Source organism: Escherichia sp. MOD1-EC6300, assembly GCF_002965045.1.
In the GTDB taxonomy this organism is placed as follows: domain Bacteria; phylum Pseudomonadota; class Gammaproteobacteria; order Enterobacterales; family Enterobacteriaceae; genus Escherichia; species Escherichia coli_F.
Window position 1 is genome coordinate 80,764 of the sequence record NZ_PTRH01000016.1, and the last position, 14,032, is coordinate 94,795.

Consider the following 14,032-nt stretch of genomic DNA (forward strand, 5'->3'; position numbering starts at 1 on the left):
ATTGCAGCCTTAATTGTTATAGGGTTAAGCATTGAATACTGGTGCGCGCGGCGGCCAGCGGATCGACTCTGGCGACGTTTGCCAGCAGTGGTAATAGCCCCCGGGAATCGCGGTAATATTCAAATTCGGTCGGTAAGAGAATGCGTTTACCGTCGTCGTTTAACTCGCGGTATTTCAACCAGTGATGCATATCGAACTGACTGGCACGCGAGAGCCATCCGCCGGAACCCACGACTTTACGCACGGTTGTCAGGTCACGTCCCATCTGTAAATCGACATTGCCGACGCAGGTGCAGACCTCTTTTTTGGTGCCCGCATGTCTTTCGGTGGCATAACCCACACACAGTCCGGCCAGGACGGTATCGAAATATTTTTCATCTGCATTCGCGGGTAAGTAGTCGGGATGAGCGACTAGATGACGGAGGTAATGATAAAAAGCGTCCAACTGTGCGGGTTGCTGAGCAAAATTCACACTGACTAACTCTTTCGCACTTTCACCAACCACCATTGCCGAGACGCGCATTCCCAGATCGCCTTCCACCGTCCGTTTTACGAAGGGTTCCGGTACGCCATGTAAAACAGTGTCGGGCGAGAGCGTGTTGGCACAGGCGGAATAGACATCGGTGGTTGCGCCGCCCATGTCGATCAGCATGAACTCTTTCCAGCTGTGATCGACGTTACTGATTGCCTTAACCAGTTCAAAGACCGTCCATGGTGTCGGCATTGGTTCTTCGCCTGTTTTATCAACAATGACATCCAGCCCTTTCCCTTTAACGATGCGTTTAAGGAATATGTCGCAGATAGCCTGGCGTGCAGCTAAAGGGTTCGGATGGTCAAGATCGGGCAGAACGTTGTCGACGATGGTCAGGTCTTTATGCCCGAGGATCTCCTGCACCTTGTCCTGAATATCCCGGTTTCCGGCATAAATAATGGCGCAGTCGAGTTTGGATTCTGCCAGCACACGGGCGTTATTCAGTCCGTAGCTTTCTTCTCCGCCGTCGGTGCCGCCGGTGAACAAGAGAATATCGGGCTGCGTTTCTTCCAGTGCCTGGATATCACGGCGGTTCAGCTTGTAGGCGTAATATTGCGCAATTTTAGCACCCGCAGAGTGAGCGGTTACTTTCGCGGTTTCCAGAGTGATAGAAGGCACTATTCCCATTGCGGCAACCGCCAGCCCACCTTTGGCAGAGGAGGAATACTTCAATGCAACCTCACCACTGTTTAACAGGGGGAGGGCATCATCTACGTTTAACACCTGGTCCAGGCTGGAGAAAAACCCCTTCGCCAGATGATGGGTGGTGGTTGGGGTCAGAACGTGGTTAACCAACGTTAACGCGTCCCCCTCCCGGGTGAAGAGGGCTGCTTTGGTCCACGTCGATCCAATATCGACAGAGACGATTTGCATCAGATTGCCTCTTCAAGAATGCGAGTATCAACGTCATGACGTTGGTTGATATCGTGGGCCATCAGCTGACAAACATCTTCTAAGTCATGACTTGGGGAAAAGACGCGATCAAATCCCATCTCTTTGAACTTGGTTTCCACGTCAGCGAAGTCATGTTTTCCGACCACCAGGTTACCGCCCACATAGAGCAGGATGTTACCCAGCCCACGCTCGATGCAGCGTTCGCGCATGCCCAGACAATCGATATCGCCATGCCCATAGATAGAGGAGACGACAATCGCGTCAGCGCCAGTTTCAATGGCAGCATCAATATATTCGTCCTGGCTGACCATTACGCCCAGATTAATGACTCTGAAGTCATGGTTGCTAAAAACGCGGTCCAGAACTTTATTGCCTACTGCATGGCAGTCCGCGCCAATAACGCCAATCACAAGTGTTGCTTTCTTCATGGGTAATCCTTTGTAAGACAGAGAGTAAATTAAGTTACACACGTCGTATTTATGGCCGTTCATAACGGCACAGGTTTAATATCAGAGGAGTGTCTTTATCTGACCGTAATGTTGCAATTGATCTATTTTCAAAATGTCTTTCGGGAAATGATTGTTTAAAGTGTTTTTTTAAATTCTCATTTTAATTCAGCGTGTTATGTCAACTAATGTCATGGATGTTAAATTTTTAAAATTAACTTGATTTGATGGATTGAGATAATTGTGATCAACTTCTAATTTGCATTTTTGTGACGTGGCTTTAGCCATGAGTAAATGCATTTCATAAAAGTTAAGTCGAATTTCACTGCAATTCATATATGCTTAATGTAAAAATAATGTTGAAAATAACAAATAATTAATGATTCATGCGAAGAATGACTTTTGTTAGCTCTTTTGATTTTTCGTAAAAAAGAGAGGCACATGAAGGTGCTACTGTATGAGTAACGTTAAGCAAAGATTCTAATACTTCTGGCATAAATGCAGGACAGGTTCGTACAGAGTGGATTTAATCAGTATAATCCTCATAAAATAGTTCAGAATTATTTGAATCGTTAACGGGGATTTGATGTCGATGTTCAGAAATAACTGAGTCAATCAATGAAGACAGTATCGAAAAAATGACTGTATCAGAACTAATTTCGATTAATTCTTCTCTTTTTTGACCCAAAAAGATATTTATCTTGATTTCATTTGTACTACGGCAATCTATATAAAGTAATTTTTGATCGCTGAGATTTTCCGTTTCATAAATGTTTTTGGCGAGTGTCGGGTGTAATGATGCCAGACATCTGCTCAGATAAGCCAGATCCTTTAGGGAATACCCCACTGAGTAGAGGATGTCAGAGAATTTTTGTGTGTTTACTGTTATCTCTGAAGTGCATGTTGCATTGACAGGAAGAGTATTAAAAGAGAGCTGAGATGGTGTCATGATTTAAATATCACCGTGAGGAATAAAAATCAACCCCGGGCACTGTTTAGCAATATTTTACACAGGGCTGTATAGAAAATTAAAGTATTTGATTGGCGTCGGTTAACTGATCAATAACTAGTGCTAAATTGGTAAACATTTTGAAATGTCGATACTGGCTCGGAATATCATTTTCAAAGACGAAGGATTCAAGGTTATTGTCTGAAAAATAAAGGACAAGTGTTGCTGATTCGTCAGGGGAAATATGGAAATATATCTGGTTACCAGACGGAGGATTGTCCAGAAGAAGAGCATCTTTGCCCGTCACATACCTGTTATGGTCGTGGATACTACGCTCACACTTCATCAGAGGTGTCATGATACTCATGTATTCATCTGATGTTAATATATTAAAATCGCCATTCATTTTAAAGAAACGATAAAGTATCAGTACATCCTCTAGCGTAACCGGTTGGTTTGTTTTCAGAGGGAAATAAGTGGGAACCAGAAGATGAGGTTCTAATCTATTTTGTTGGGCGCTATAACTGAATTTAAACATAAATTCCGGATCGCTCATCAATTTAGAAACATAATTATGCCTGGCTTCAAAGGTTTTAATTTTTACCAGGTTAAATAAATCTGGTTCTTCATCCTGTATTAAAAGACATTGGCCATAACAGAAAGGTTTTTTTTCATTATAAGCAGAAACGGTTATTCTGTCAGGAGTGTCAACGTTATATCCAAAAGCCAGATAGTTACCCTCCTCATCACGATCTGTTTCCAGGTTATTTAAATTCATCACATTAAGTGTTTTCAATGCTGATTCAATGAGTTGTTGACCCTCTGAGGTAAATGTTTTGCGCTGCGTTGTATAAAGTGTATCGATACCAACGACTATCCGATGTGGGTCAAGGATGGCGGCAATCAACTTTATTACCTGCACAGTCACGGGTGATGTCATTGATTCGTTATCTGTTTTTAGAGGATCATTTGATGGCCAACCAGAGAAGCGATTGACAACAGAACCTATATTATCAAGACCCATGGCAGCAACCTCATTGTAATCAAGCGAGGCGCTCAGCGTACCCGGCAATAGAAAAACTAACTTGCAAAAATCGCTCATTTTTCGTTTATCAGGCGAAAGTTGCCTGTGTTCATGCAGACACAGTCGCCTCTGTTAAGCGATATCTCTCTCATCGATACTTATTGGTGATTATTACAAATGAAACAATAACATGGCGGTCTTACGGCGATGCTCATAAAGGCAACAATCAATTAACTTTGATAAAAATATGTTATGTAAAATAGCAACAAATTGGCTACTCTAATCAATTGGTATTATAAAAAGTTGATAAGGCGATTCTGTTAAATAAAACACTGGTTTTTTATCTATGTCTTTTTATTGTAATAATTGTGTTACATAAATATTTCACAATAAATTAACAATAAAATTACCAATGGTCTATGGTTTATACATAATTAACATATTTGATTGGTTTTGATATAAATCAATTTTTAATTCTTGAAAAAAATCTGCAAAACACGATAAATTGTCGTAGATCAAATTGGTGAGGTCGTGACAATTTCGCTATAAATTGATCACTGTCGAAAAATGCAAATTTGCTCAATAAAAACCTGTTTATTGTAAGGATTTTGCGGCGTAATATAATTACGGGATCAATTTGGTTTATTCATTAACATATTTGTAACTTTTTATCATTGTCTTTTCCACTTTTGAGGAAAAGGCAGCGATAGAGGCGAGCAAATAATTTTGTATTGGGGCATGCGTGTGACCCTTTCTAACGGGGTTCACTCTCGGAGTCTTCATGCGATGAGCAAGGAGTCATGATGTTAGATATAGTCGAACTGTCGCGCTTACAGTTTGCCTTGACCGCGATGTACCACTTCCTTTTTGTGCCACTGACGCTCGGTATGGCGTTCCTGCTGGCCATTATGGAAACGGTCTACGTCCTTTCCGGCAAACAGATTTATAAAGATATGACCAAGTTCTGGGGCAAGTTGTTTGGTATCAACTTCGCTCTGGGTGTGGCAACCGGTCTGACCATGGAGTTCCAGTTCGGGACTAACTGGTCTTACTATTCCCACTATGTAGGGGATATTTTCGGCGCGCCGCTGGCAATCGAAGGTCTGATGGCCTTCTTCCTCGAATCCACCTTTGTAGGTCTGTTCTTCTTCGGTTGGGATCGTCTGGGTAAAGTTCAGCATATGTGTGTCACCTGGCTGGTGGCGCTTGGTTCAAACCTGTCCGCACTGTGGATTCTGGTTGCGAACGGCTGGATGCAAAACCCAATCGCATCCGATTTCAACTTTGAAACTATGCGTATGGAGATGGTGAGCTTCTCCGAGCTGGTGCTTAACCCGGTTGCTCAGGTGAAATTCGTTCACACGGTAGCGTCTGGTTATGTGACTGGCGCGATGTTCATCCTCGGTATCAGCGCATGGTATATGCTGAAAGGTCGTGACTTCGCCTTTGCTAAACGCTCCTTTGCTATCGCTGCCAGCTTCGGTATGGCTGCCGTTCTGTCTGTTATTGTTCTGGGTGATGAATCCGGTTATGAAATGGGCGACGTGCAGAAAACCAAACTGGCTGCTATTGAAGCCGAGTGGGAAACGCAACCTGCACCTGCTGCCTTTACTCTGTTCGGCATTCCTGATCAGGAAGAGGAGACGAACAAATTTGCGATCCAGATCCCTTACGCGCTGGGCATCATTGCAACGCGTTCCGTGGATACCCCGGTTATCGGCCTGAAAGAGCTGATGGTGCAGCATGAAGAACGCATCCGTAACGGGATGAAGGCGTACTCTCTGCTCGAGCAACTGCGTTCTGGTTCTACTGACCAGGCGGTTCGTGACCAGTTCAATAGCATGAAGAAAGACCTCGGTTACGGTCTGTTGCTGAAACGCTACACGCCAAACGTGGCGGATGCGACTGAAGCGCAGATTCAACAGGCAACCAAAGACTCCATTCCACGTGTAGCGCCGCTGTACTTCGCGTTCCGTATCATGGTGGCGTGTGGCTTCCTGCTGCTGGCAATCATCGCGCTCTCTTTCTGGAGTGTCATCCGCAACCGTATTGGCGAGAAAAAATGGCTGCTGCGCGCTGCATTGTACGGTATTCCGTTGCCGTGGATTGCTGTAGAAGCGGGCTGGTTCGTGGCTGAATATGGTCGCCAACCTTGGGCTATCGGTGAAGTGCTGCCGACAGCTGTAGCGAACTCGTCACTGACCGCAGGCGACCTCATCTTCTCGATGGTGCTGATTTGTGGCCTGTATACCCTGTTCCTGGTGGCAGAATTGTTCTTGATGTTCAAGTTTGCACGCCTCGGCCCAAGCAGCCTGAAAACCGGTCGCTATCACTTTGAGCAGTCTTCCACGACTACTCAGCCGGCACGCTAAGACAGGAGTCGTCAAATGATCGATTATGAAGTATTGCGTTTTATCTGGTGGCTGCTGGTTGGCGTTCTGCTGATTGGTTTTGCAGTCACTGACGGTTTCGACATGGGGGTGGGCATGCTCACCCGTTTCCTCGGTCGTAACGACACCGAGCGTCGAATTATGATTAACTCCATCGCACCACACTGGGACGGTAACCAGGTATGGCTGATCACTGCGGGTGGCGCTCTGTTTGCTGCCTGGCCGATGGTCTATGCCGCTGCGTTCTCCGGCTTCTATGTGGCGATGATCCTCGTGCTGGCGTCTCTGTTCTTCCGTCCGGTCGGTTTTGACTACCGCTCCAAGATTGAAGAAACCCGCTGGCGTAACATGTGGGACTGGGGCATCTTCATTGGTAGCTTCGTTCCGCCGCTGGTGATTGGCGTGGCGTTTGGTAACCTGTTGCAGGGCGTACCGTTCAACGTGGATGAATATCTGCGTCTGTACTACACCGGTAACTTCTTCCAGCTGCTTAACCCGTTCGGCCTGCTGGCTGGCGTGGTGAGCGTAGGGATGATCATTACTCAGGGCGCAACCTATCTGCAGATGCGTACCGTGGGCGAACTGCACCTGCGTACCCGTGCAACGGCTCAGGTGGCGGCACTGGTGACACTGGTCTGCTTCGCACTGGCTGGCGTATGGGTGATGTACGGTATCGATGGTTATGTTGTGAAATCAACAATGGACCATTACGCGGCATCTAACCCGCTGAATAAAGAAGTGGTTCGTGAAGCTGGCGCATGGTTGGTGAACTTCAACAATACGCCGATTCTGTGGGCTATTCCGGTACTGGGTGTGGTTCTGCCTCTGCTGACCATTCTGACTGCACGTATGGATAAAGCGGCGTGGGCGTTTGTGTTCTCCTCCCTGACGCTGGCCTGCATCATCCTGACTGCCGGTATTGCAATGTTCCCGTTTGTGATGCCGTCCAGCACCATGATGAACGCAAGTCTGACAATGTGGGATGCAACTTCCAGCCAGCTGACGCTTAACGTCATGACCTGGGTTGCGGTGGTTCTGGTACCGATCATTCTGCTCTACACCGCCTGGTGCTACTGGAAAATGTTCGGTCGTATCACCAAAGAAGATATTGAACGTAACACCCACTCTCTGTACTAAGTAAGGAGCTAAAAATGTGGTATTTCGCATGGATTCTGGGAACGCTTCTTGCCTGTTCGTTTGGGGTAATCACCGCGCTGGCGCTTGAGCACGTCGAATCAGGCAAAGCCGGTCAAGAAGACATCTGATGAGTAAGATTATCGCAACCTTGTATGCGGTAATGGACAAGCGCCCCCTGCGGGCGCTTTCCTTCGTGATGGCGCTTCTGTTAGCAGGATGTATGTTTTGGGACCCGTCACGTTTCGCCGCGAAGACCAGTGAACTGGAAATCTGGCATGGTTTATTGCTGATGTGGGCCGTCTGTGCTGGTGTTATTCACGGCGTGGGCTTTCGTCCGCAGAAGGTTCTCTGGCAAGGGATTTTTTGCCCTTTGCTTGCCGATATTGTTCTCATTGTCGGGCTGATTTTCTTCTTCTTTTAAATCAGAATTCTCTTTAAAAATTTATGGGCCGCTTCAGGCCCATAAATTTTTACGCTCCCTTAACTTGCCCTCATTCCCAAACCTCAATCGCGCGCGTATAGTAGCAGCGTTTAAAAGCTCTAACTTTTGTTGCATTACCGGGATGTAAAGTGAATACAACGCTGTTTCGATGGCCGGTTCGCGTCTACTATGAAGATACCGATGCCGGTGGTGTGGTGTACCACGCCAGTTACGTCGCTTTTTATGAAAGAGCACGCACAGAGATGCTGCGTCATCATCACTTCAGTCAGCAGGCGCTGATGGCTGAACGCGTTGCCTTTGTGGTGCGTAAAATGACGGTGGAATATTATGCACCTGCGCGGCTCGACGATATGCTCGAAATACAGACTGAAATAACATCAATGCGTGGCACCTCTTTGGTTTTCACGCAACGTATTGTCAACGCCGAGAATACTTTGCTGAATGAAGCAGAGGTTCTGGTTGTTTGCGTTGACCCACTCAAAATGAAGCCTCGTGCGCTTCCCAAGTCTATTGTCGCGGAGTTTAAGCAGTGACTGACATGAATATCCTTGATTTGTTCCTGAAGGCTAGCCTTCTGGTTAAACTTATCATGTTGATTTTGATTGGTTTTTCAATCGCATCCTGGGCCATTATTATCCAGCGGACCCGTATTCTTAACGCAGCGGCGCGCGAAGCCGAAGCGTTTGAAGATAAATTCTGGTCTGGAATCGAACTTTCTCGCCTCTATCAAGAGAGCCAGGGGAAACGGGATAATCTCACTGGTTCGGAACAAATCTTTTACAGCGGGTTCAAAGAGTTTGTGCGCCTACATCGTGCCAATAGCCATGCGCCGGAAGCCGTAGTGGAAGGGGCGTCGCGAGCGATGCGTATTTCCATGAACCGTGAACTTGAAAATCTGGAAACGCACATTCCGTTCCTCGGTACGGTTGGCTCCATCAGCCCGTATATTGGTCTGTTTGGTACGGTCTGGGGGATCATGCACGCCTTTATCGCCCTCGGGGCGGTAAAACAAGCAACACTGCAAATGGTTGCGCCCGGTATCGCAGAAGCGTTGATTGCGACGGCAATTGGTCTGTTCGCCGCAATTCCGGCGGTAATGGCTTATAACCGCCTCAACCAGCGCGTAAACAAACTGGAACTGAATTACGACAACTTTATGGAAGAGTTTACCGCGATTCTGCACCGCCAGGCGTTTACCGTTAGCGAGAGCAACAAGGGGTAAGCCATGGCCAGAGCGCGTGGACGAGGTCGTCGCGATCTCAAGTCCGAAATCAACATTGTACCGTTGCTGGACGTACTGCTGGTGCTGTTGCTGATCTTTATGGCGACAGCGCCCATCATCACCCAGAGCGTGGAGGTCGATCTGCCAGACGCTACTGAATCACAGGCGGTGAGCAGTAACGATAATCCGCCAGTGATTGTTGAAGTGTCTGGTATTGGTCAGTACACCGTGGTGGTTGAGAAAGATCGCCTGGAGCGTTTACCACCAGAGCAGGTGGTGGCGGAAGTGTCCAGCCGTTTCAAGGCCAACCCGAAAACGGTCTTTCTGATCGGTGGCGCAAAAGATGTGCCTTACGATGAAATAATTAAAGCACTGAACTTGTTACATAGTGCGGGTGTGAAATCGGTTGGTTTAATGACGCAGCCTATCTAAACATCTGCGTTTCCCTTGCTTGAAAGAGAGCGGGTAACAGGCGAACAGTTTTTGGAAACCGAGAGTGTCAAAGGCAACCGAACAAAACGACAAGCTCAAGCGGGCGATAATTATTTCAGCAGTGCTGCATGTCATCTTATTTGCGGCGCTGATCTGGAGTTCGTTCGATGAGAATATAGAAGCTTCAGCCGGAGGCGGCGGTGGTTCGTCCATCGACGCTGTAATGGTTGATTCAGGTGCGGTAGTTGAGCAGTACAAACGCATGCAAAGCCAGGAATCAAGCGCGAAGCGTTCTGATGAGCAGCGCAAGATGAAGGAACAGCAGGCTGCGGAAGAACTGCGTGAGAAACAAGCGGCTGAACAGGAACGCCTGAAGCAACTTGAGAAAGAGCGGTTAGCGGCTCAGGAGCAGAAAAAGCAGGCTGAAGAAGCCGCAAAACAGGCCGAGTTAAAGCAGAAGCAAGCGGAAGAGGCGGCAGCGAAAGCGGCTGCAGATGCTAAAGCGAAGGCTGAAGCGGATGCAAAAGCTGCGGAAGAAGCAGCGAAGAAAGCGGCTGCAGACGCGAAGAAAAAAGCAGAAGCAGAAGCAGCCAAAGCCGCAGCCGAAGCGCAGAAAAAAGCCGAAGCAGCCGCTGCGGCGCTGAAGAAGAAAGCGGAAGCGGCAGAAGCAGCTGCAGCTGAAGCAAGAAAAAAAGCGGCAACTGAAGCTGCTGAAAAAACCAAGGCAGAAGCTGAGAAGAAAGCGGCTGCTGAAAAGGCAGCAGCTGATAAGAAAGCAGCGGCAGAGAAAGCTGCAGCCGACAAAAAAGCAGCAGAAAAAGCGGCTGCTGAAAAGGCAGCAGCTGATAAGAAAGCAGCGGCAGAAAAAGCCGCCGCAGACAAAAAAGCGGCAGCGGCAAAAGCTGCAGCTGAAAAAGCCGCTGCAGCAAAAGCGGCCGCAGAGGCAGATGATATTTTCGGTGAGCTAAGCTCTGGTAAGAATGCACCGAAAACGGGGGGAGGGGCGAAAGGGAACAATGCTTCGCCTGCCGGGAGTGGTAATACTAAAAACAATGGCGCATCAGGGGCCGATATCAATAACTATGCCGGGCAGATTAAATCTGCTATCGAAAGTAAGTTCTATGACGCATCGTCCTATGCAGGCAAGACCTGTACGCTGCGCATAAAACTGGCACCCGATGGTATGTTACTGGATATCAAACCTGAAGGTGGCGATCCCGCACTTTGTCAGGCTGCGTTGGCAGCAGCTAAACTTGCGAAGATCCCGAAACCACCAAGCCAGGCAGTATATGAAGTGTTCAAAAACGCGCCATTGGACTTCAAACCGTAATCGCGATGCTGACTGTTCCGACGGTCAACATCAGACACCGGTTGCCACGGGGTTCTGGTAGTTTTGTGTATTTTAGTTTGTTAACATTCTGCTAAATTATCGTGGGCCATCGGTCCAGATAAGGGAGATATGATGAAGCAGGCATTACGAGTAGCATTTGGTTTTCTCATACTGTGGGCATCAGTTCTGCATGCTGAAGTCCGCATTGTGATCGACAGCGGTGTAGATTCCGGTCGTCCTATTGGCGTTGTTCCTTTCCAGTGGGCGGGTCCTGGTGCAGCACCTGAAGATATTGGCGGCATCGTTGCTGCTGACTTGCGTAACAGCGGTAAATTTAATCCATTAGATCGCGCTCGTCTGCCACAGCAGCCGGGTAGTGCACAGGAAGTACAACCAGCAGCATGGTCTGCGCTGGGCATTGACGCTGTGGTTGTCGGCCAGGTCACTCCGAATCCGGACGGCTCTTACAATGTTGCTTATCAGCTGGTTGACACTGGCGGCGCACCGGGTACTGTACTTGCTCAGAACTCGTACAAAGTGAACAAGCAGTGGCTGCGTTATGCTGGTCATACCGCCAGTGATGAAGTGTTTGAAAAACTGACCGGCATTAAAGGTGCGTTCCGTACCCGTATTGCCTACGTTGTTCAGACCAATGGCGGTCAGTTCCCGTATGAACTGCGCGTATCTGACTATGACGGTTACAACCAGTTTGTCGTTCACCGTTCTCCGCAGCCGCTGATGTCTCCGGCATGGTCACCGGATGGTTCTAAACTGGCCTATGTGACTTTCGAGAGCGGTCGTTCAGCGCTGGTTATTCAAACGCTGGCAAATGGTGCTGTACGTCAGGTGGCTTCATTCCCGCGTCACAACGGTGCACCAGCATTCTCGCCAGACGGCAGCAAACTGGCATTCGCCTTGTCGAAAACCGGTAGCCTGAACCTGTACGTAATGGATTTGGCTTCTGGTCAGATCCGCCAGGTGACTGATGGTCGCAGTAACAATACCGAACCGACCTGGTTCCCGGACAGCCAGAACCTGGCATTTACTTCTGACCAGGCCGGTCGTCCGCAGGTTTATAAAGTGAATATCAACGGCGGTGCGCCACAACGTATTACCTGGGAAGGTTCGCAGAACCAGGATGCGGATGTCAGCAGCGACGGTAAATTTATGGTAATGGTCAGCTCCAATGGTGGGCAGCAGCACATTGCCAAACAAGATCTGGCAACGGGAGGCGTACAAGTTCTGTCGTCCACGTTCCTGGATGAAACGCCAAGTCTGGCACCTAACGGCACTATGGTAATCTACAGCTCTTCTCAGGGGATGGGATCCGTGCTGAATTTGGTTTCTACAGATGGGCGTTTCAAAGCGCGTCTTCCGGCAACTGATGGACAGGTCAAATTCCCTGCCTGGTCGCCGTATCTGTGATAATAATTAATTGAATAGTAAAGGAATCATTGAAATGCAACTGAACAAAGTGTTGAAAGGGCTGATGATTGCTCTGCCTGTTATGGCAATTGCGGCATGTTCTTCCAACAAGAACGCCAGCAATGACGGCAGCGAAGGCATGCTGGGTGCCGGCACTGGTATGGATGCGAACGGCGGCAATGGCAACATGTCTTCCGAAGAGCAGGCTCGTCTGCAAATGCAACAGCTGCAGCAGAACAACATCGTTTACTTCGATCTGGACAAGTACGATATCCGTTCTGACTTCGCTCAAATGCTGGATGCACACGCAAACTTCCTGCGTAGCAACCCGTCTTACAAAGTCACCGTAGAAGGTCACGCGGACGAACGTGGTACTCCGGAATACAACATCTCCCTGGGTGAACGTCGTGCGAACGCCGTTAAGATGTACCTGCAGGGTAAAGGCGTTTCTGCAGACCAGATCTCCATCGTTTCTTACGGTAAAGAAAAACCTGCAGTACTGGGTCATGACGAAGCGGCATACTCCAAAAACCGTCGTGCGGTACTGGTTTACTAAGAGAATTGCATGAGCAGTAACTTCAGACATCAACTATTGAGTCTGTCGTTACTGGTTGGTATAGCGGCCCCCTGGGCCGCTTTTGCTCAGGCACCAATCAGTAGTGTCGGCTCAGGCTCGGTCGAAGACCGCGTCACTCAACTTGAGCGTATTTCTAATGCTCACAGCCAGCTTTTAACCCAACTCCAGCAACAACTCTCTGATAATCAATCCGATATTGATTCCCTGCGTGGTCAGATTCAGGAAAATCAGTATCAACTGAATCAGGTCGTGGAGCGGCAAAAGCAGATCCTGTTGCAGATCGATAGCCTCAGCAGCGGTGGTGCAGCGGCGCAATCAACCAGCGGCGATCAAAGCGGTGCGGCGGCATCAACGACGCCGACAGCTGATGCTGGTACTGCGAATGCTGGCGCGCCGGTGAAAAGCGGTGATGCAAACACGGATTACAATGCAGCTATTGCGCTGGTGCAGGATAAATCCCGCCAGGATGACGCAATGGTGGCATTTCAGAATTTCATCAAAAATTACCCTGATTCAACTTATCTGCCAAACGCCAATTATTGGCTGGGTCAGTTAAACTACAACAAGGGTAAAAAAGATGATGCGGCGTATTATTTTGCTTCGGTAGTGAAAAACTATCCGAAGTCACCGAAGGCTGCAGATGCGATGTTTAAAGTCGGCGTCATCATGCAGGACAAAGGTGACACCGCAAAAGCGAAAGCCGTATACCAGCAGGTTATCAGTAAATACCCTGGTACTGATGGCGCAAAACAGGCGCAAAAACGTCTGAACGCGATGTAATGCATAACACACGACCAGAAGTTGCATTATTTCTGGTCGTGTCGTGCGAATCATAAGCAGTTGAGTGATCTACATCGAAATTTTTGTTGCGCTCAAGTCTGAAATCAGTAATATATGCCGCCGTTGCCACGGGATATCAAACAAACCGAAAGCAACGAAAAAGTGGGTCGTTAGCTCAGTTGGTAGAGCAGTTGACTTTTAATCAATTGGTCGCAGGTTCGAATCCTGCACGACCCACCAATCGCTAAGGTGGAAGCGGTAGTAAAACGTGAAGGATAACGTTGCGTCAGCAACGGCCCGAAGGGCGAGACGAAGTCGAGTCATCCTGCACGACCCACCACTAACCTAGTTAGTTGTAGTATCCAGCGTAGTATCGGGTGATTAGCTCAGCTGGGAGAGCACCTCCCTTACAAGGAGGGGGTCGGCGGTTCGATCCCGTCATCACCCACCAC

The 14,032-nt window shown here is 48.3% G+C and carries 15 protein-coding genes and 2 tRNA genes; 13 read left to right on the top strand and 4 right to left on the bottom strand.

All coding sequences use genetic code 11. The annotated features are described in order from the left end of the window. Positions 1 to 16: 16 nt before the first annotated feature. The 4 genes from glmL to BGE37_RS20240 all read right to left on the bottom strand — a co-directional run bounded on the left by glmL (position 17) and on the right by BGE37_RS20240 (position 3,845). On the bottom strand, positions 17 to 1,405 hold the full coding sequence (gene glmL, locus BGE37_RS20220) for a methylaspartate mutase accessory protein GlmL (protein WP_105288371.1): 1,389 nt from the start codon (positions 1,403 to 1,405) through the stop codon (positions 17 to 19). After that, a complete protein-coding gene (gene glmS, locus BGE37_RS20225; protein ID WP_000710393.1) occupies positions 1,405 to 1,854 on the bottom strand; it encodes a methylaspartate mutase subunit S in 450 nt (149 codons plus the stop codon). Before glmS ends, glmL begins: the two co-directional genes overlap by 1 nt. 544 nt (positions 1,855 to 2,398) lie before the next feature. Next, a complete protein-coding gene (locus tag BGE37_RS20235) occupies positions 2,399 to 2,821 on the bottom strand; it encodes a hypothetical protein (RefSeq protein WP_105288373.1) in 423 nt (140 codons plus the stop codon). Positions 2,822 to 2,900: 79 nt separating this feature from the next. After that, on the bottom strand, positions 2,901 to 3,845 hold the full coding sequence (locus BGE37_RS20240) for a hypothetical protein (RefSeq protein ID WP_105288375.1): 945 nt from the start codon (positions 3,843 to 3,845) through the stop codon (positions 2,901 to 2,903). A gap of 803 nt (positions 3,846 to 4,648) precedes the next feature. Here BGE37_RS20240 and cydA point away from each other — a divergent pair. The 13 genes from cydA (at position 4,649) to BGE37_RS20305 (ending at position 14,031) form a co-directional block, all read left to right on the top strand. Beyond that, positions 4,649 to 6,217 (top strand): cytochrome ubiquinol oxidase subunit I, encoded by a 1,569-nt coding sequence (cydA, locus tag BGE37_RS20245; RefSeq protein ID WP_000884361.1) that lies wholly within the window; start codon positions 4,649 to 4,651, stop codon positions 6,215 to 6,217. Between the two features lie 15 nt (positions 6,218 to 6,232). After that, positions 6,233 to 7,372, top strand: a complete 1,140-nt coding sequence (cydB, locus tag BGE37_RS20250) for a cytochrome d ubiquinol oxidase subunit II (RefSeq protein WP_000568277.1) — start codon at positions 6,233 to 6,235, stop codon at positions 7,370 to 7,372. A gap of 14 nt (positions 7,373 to 7,386) precedes the next feature. Next, positions 7,387 to 7,500, top strand: coding sequence for a cytochrome bd-I oxidase subunit CydX (gene cydX / locus BGE37_RS20255; RefSeq protein ID WP_000270282.1), 114 nt, complete (start codon positions 7,387 to 7,389; stop codon positions 7,498 to 7,500). Further along, a complete protein-coding gene (gene ybgE / locus BGE37_RS20260) occupies positions 7,500 to 7,793 on the top strand; it encodes a cyd operon protein YbgE (protein ID WP_000034602.1) in 294 nt (97 codons plus the stop codon). Before cydX ends, ybgE begins: the two co-directional genes overlap by 1 nt. 149 nt (positions 7,794 to 7,942) lie before the next feature. Continuing rightward, positions 7,943 to 8,347, top strand: coding sequence for a tol-pal system-associated acyl-CoA thioesterase (gene ybgC / locus BGE37_RS20265; RefSeq protein WP_001098384.1), 405 nt, complete (start codon positions 7,943 to 7,945; stop codon positions 8,345 to 8,347). Beyond that, a complete protein-coding gene (tolQ, locus tag BGE37_RS20270) occupies positions 8,344 to 9,036 on the top strand; it encodes a Tol-Pal system protein TolQ (protein ID WP_000131314.1) in 693 nt (230 codons plus the stop codon). Before ybgC ends, tolQ begins: the two co-directional genes overlap by 4 nt. 3 nt (positions 9,037 to 9,039) lie before the next feature. After that, positions 9,040 to 9,468, top strand: a complete 429-nt coding sequence (tolR, locus tag BGE37_RS20275) for a colicin uptake protein TolR (RefSeq protein ID WP_000090097.1) — start codon at positions 9,040 to 9,042, stop codon at positions 9,466 to 9,468. 64 nt (positions 9,469 to 9,532) lie between these two features. Then, positions 9,533 to 10,798: a cell envelope integrity protein TolA gene (tolA, locus tag BGE37_RS20280; protein WP_032302713.1), complete on the top strand. Its 1,266-nt coding sequence runs from the start codon at positions 9,533 to 9,535 to the stop codon at positions 10,796 to 10,798. 132 nt (positions 10,799 to 10,930) lie between these two features. Continuing rightward, positions 10,931 to 12,223 carry a Tol-Pal system beta propeller repeat protein TolB gene (tolB, locus tag BGE37_RS20285; protein ID WP_001295307.1) on the top strand — a complete coding sequence of 431 codons (1,293 nt, stop codon included), beginning with the start codon at positions 10,931 to 10,933 and terminating at the stop codon, positions 12,221 to 12,223. Positions 12,224 to 12,257: 34 nt separating this feature from the next. Beyond that, positions 12,258 to 12,779 carry a peptidoglycan-associated lipoprotein Pal gene (gene pal, locus BGE37_RS20290; RefSeq protein ID WP_001295306.1) on the top strand — a complete coding sequence of 174 codons (522 nt, stop codon included), beginning with the start codon at positions 12,258 to 12,260 and terminating at the stop codon, positions 12,777 to 12,779. Positions 12,780 to 12,788: 9 nt separating this feature from the next. Next, on the top strand, positions 12,789 to 13,580 hold the full coding sequence (cpoB, locus tag BGE37_RS20295; RefSeq protein WP_000097569.1) for a cell division protein CpoB: 792 nt from the start codon (positions 12,789 to 12,791) through the stop codon (positions 13,578 to 13,580). A gap of 164 nt (positions 13,581 to 13,744) precedes the next feature. Further along, a tRNA-Lys gene (locus tag BGE37_RS20300) sits at positions 13,745 to 13,820 on the top strand. Positions 13,821 to 13,955: 135 nt separating this feature from the next. After that, positions 13,956 to 14,031, top strand: a tRNA-Val gene (locus BGE37_RS20305). Position 14,032 lies beyond the last annotated feature (1 nt).

Coding starts and splice junctions, on each gene's coding strand:
- tolB (WP_001295307.1), top strand. CDS start 10,931: ATGAAGCAGGCATTACGAGTAGCATTTGGTTTTCTCATACTGTGGGCA.
- glmL (WP_105288371.1), bottom strand. CDS start 1,405: ATGCAAATCGTCTCTGTCGATATTGGATCGACGTGGACCAAAGCAGCC.
- pal (WP_001295306.1), top strand. CDS start 12,258: ATGCAACTGAACAAAGTGTTGAAAGGGCTGATGATTGCTCTGCCTGTT.
- cydB (WP_000568277.1), top strand. CDS start 6,233: ATGATCGATTATGAAGTATTGCGTTTTATCTGGTGGCTGCTGGTTGGC.
- cpoB (WP_000097569.1), top strand. CDS start 12,789: ATGAGCAGTAACTTCAGACATCAACTATTGAGTCTGTCGTTACTGGTT.
- BGE37_RS20235 (WP_105288373.1), bottom strand. CDS start 2,821: ATGACACCATCTCAGCTCTCTTTTAATACTCTTCCTGTCAATGCAACA.
- cydX (WP_000270282.1), top strand. CDS start 7,387: ATGTGGTATTTCGCATGGATTCTGGGAACGCTTCTTGCCTGTTCGTTT.
- cydA (WP_000884361.1), top strand. CDS start 4,649: ATGTTAGATATAGTCGAACTGTCGCGCTTACAGTTTGCCTTGACCGCG.
- ybgE (WP_000034602.1), top strand. CDS start 7,500: ATGAGTAAGATTATCGCAACCTTGTATGCGGTAATGGACAAGCGCCCC.
- tolR (WP_000090097.1), top strand. CDS start 9,040: ATGGCCAGAGCGCGTGGACGAGGTCGTCGCGATCTCAAGTCCGAAATC.
- BGE37_RS20240 (WP_105288375.1), bottom strand. CDS start 3,845: ATGGGTCTTGATAATATAGGTTCTGTTGTCAATCGCTTCTCTGGTTGG.
- glmS (WP_000710393.1), bottom strand. CDS start 1,854: ATGAAGAAAGCAACACTTGTGATTGGCGTTATTGGCGCGGACTGCCAT.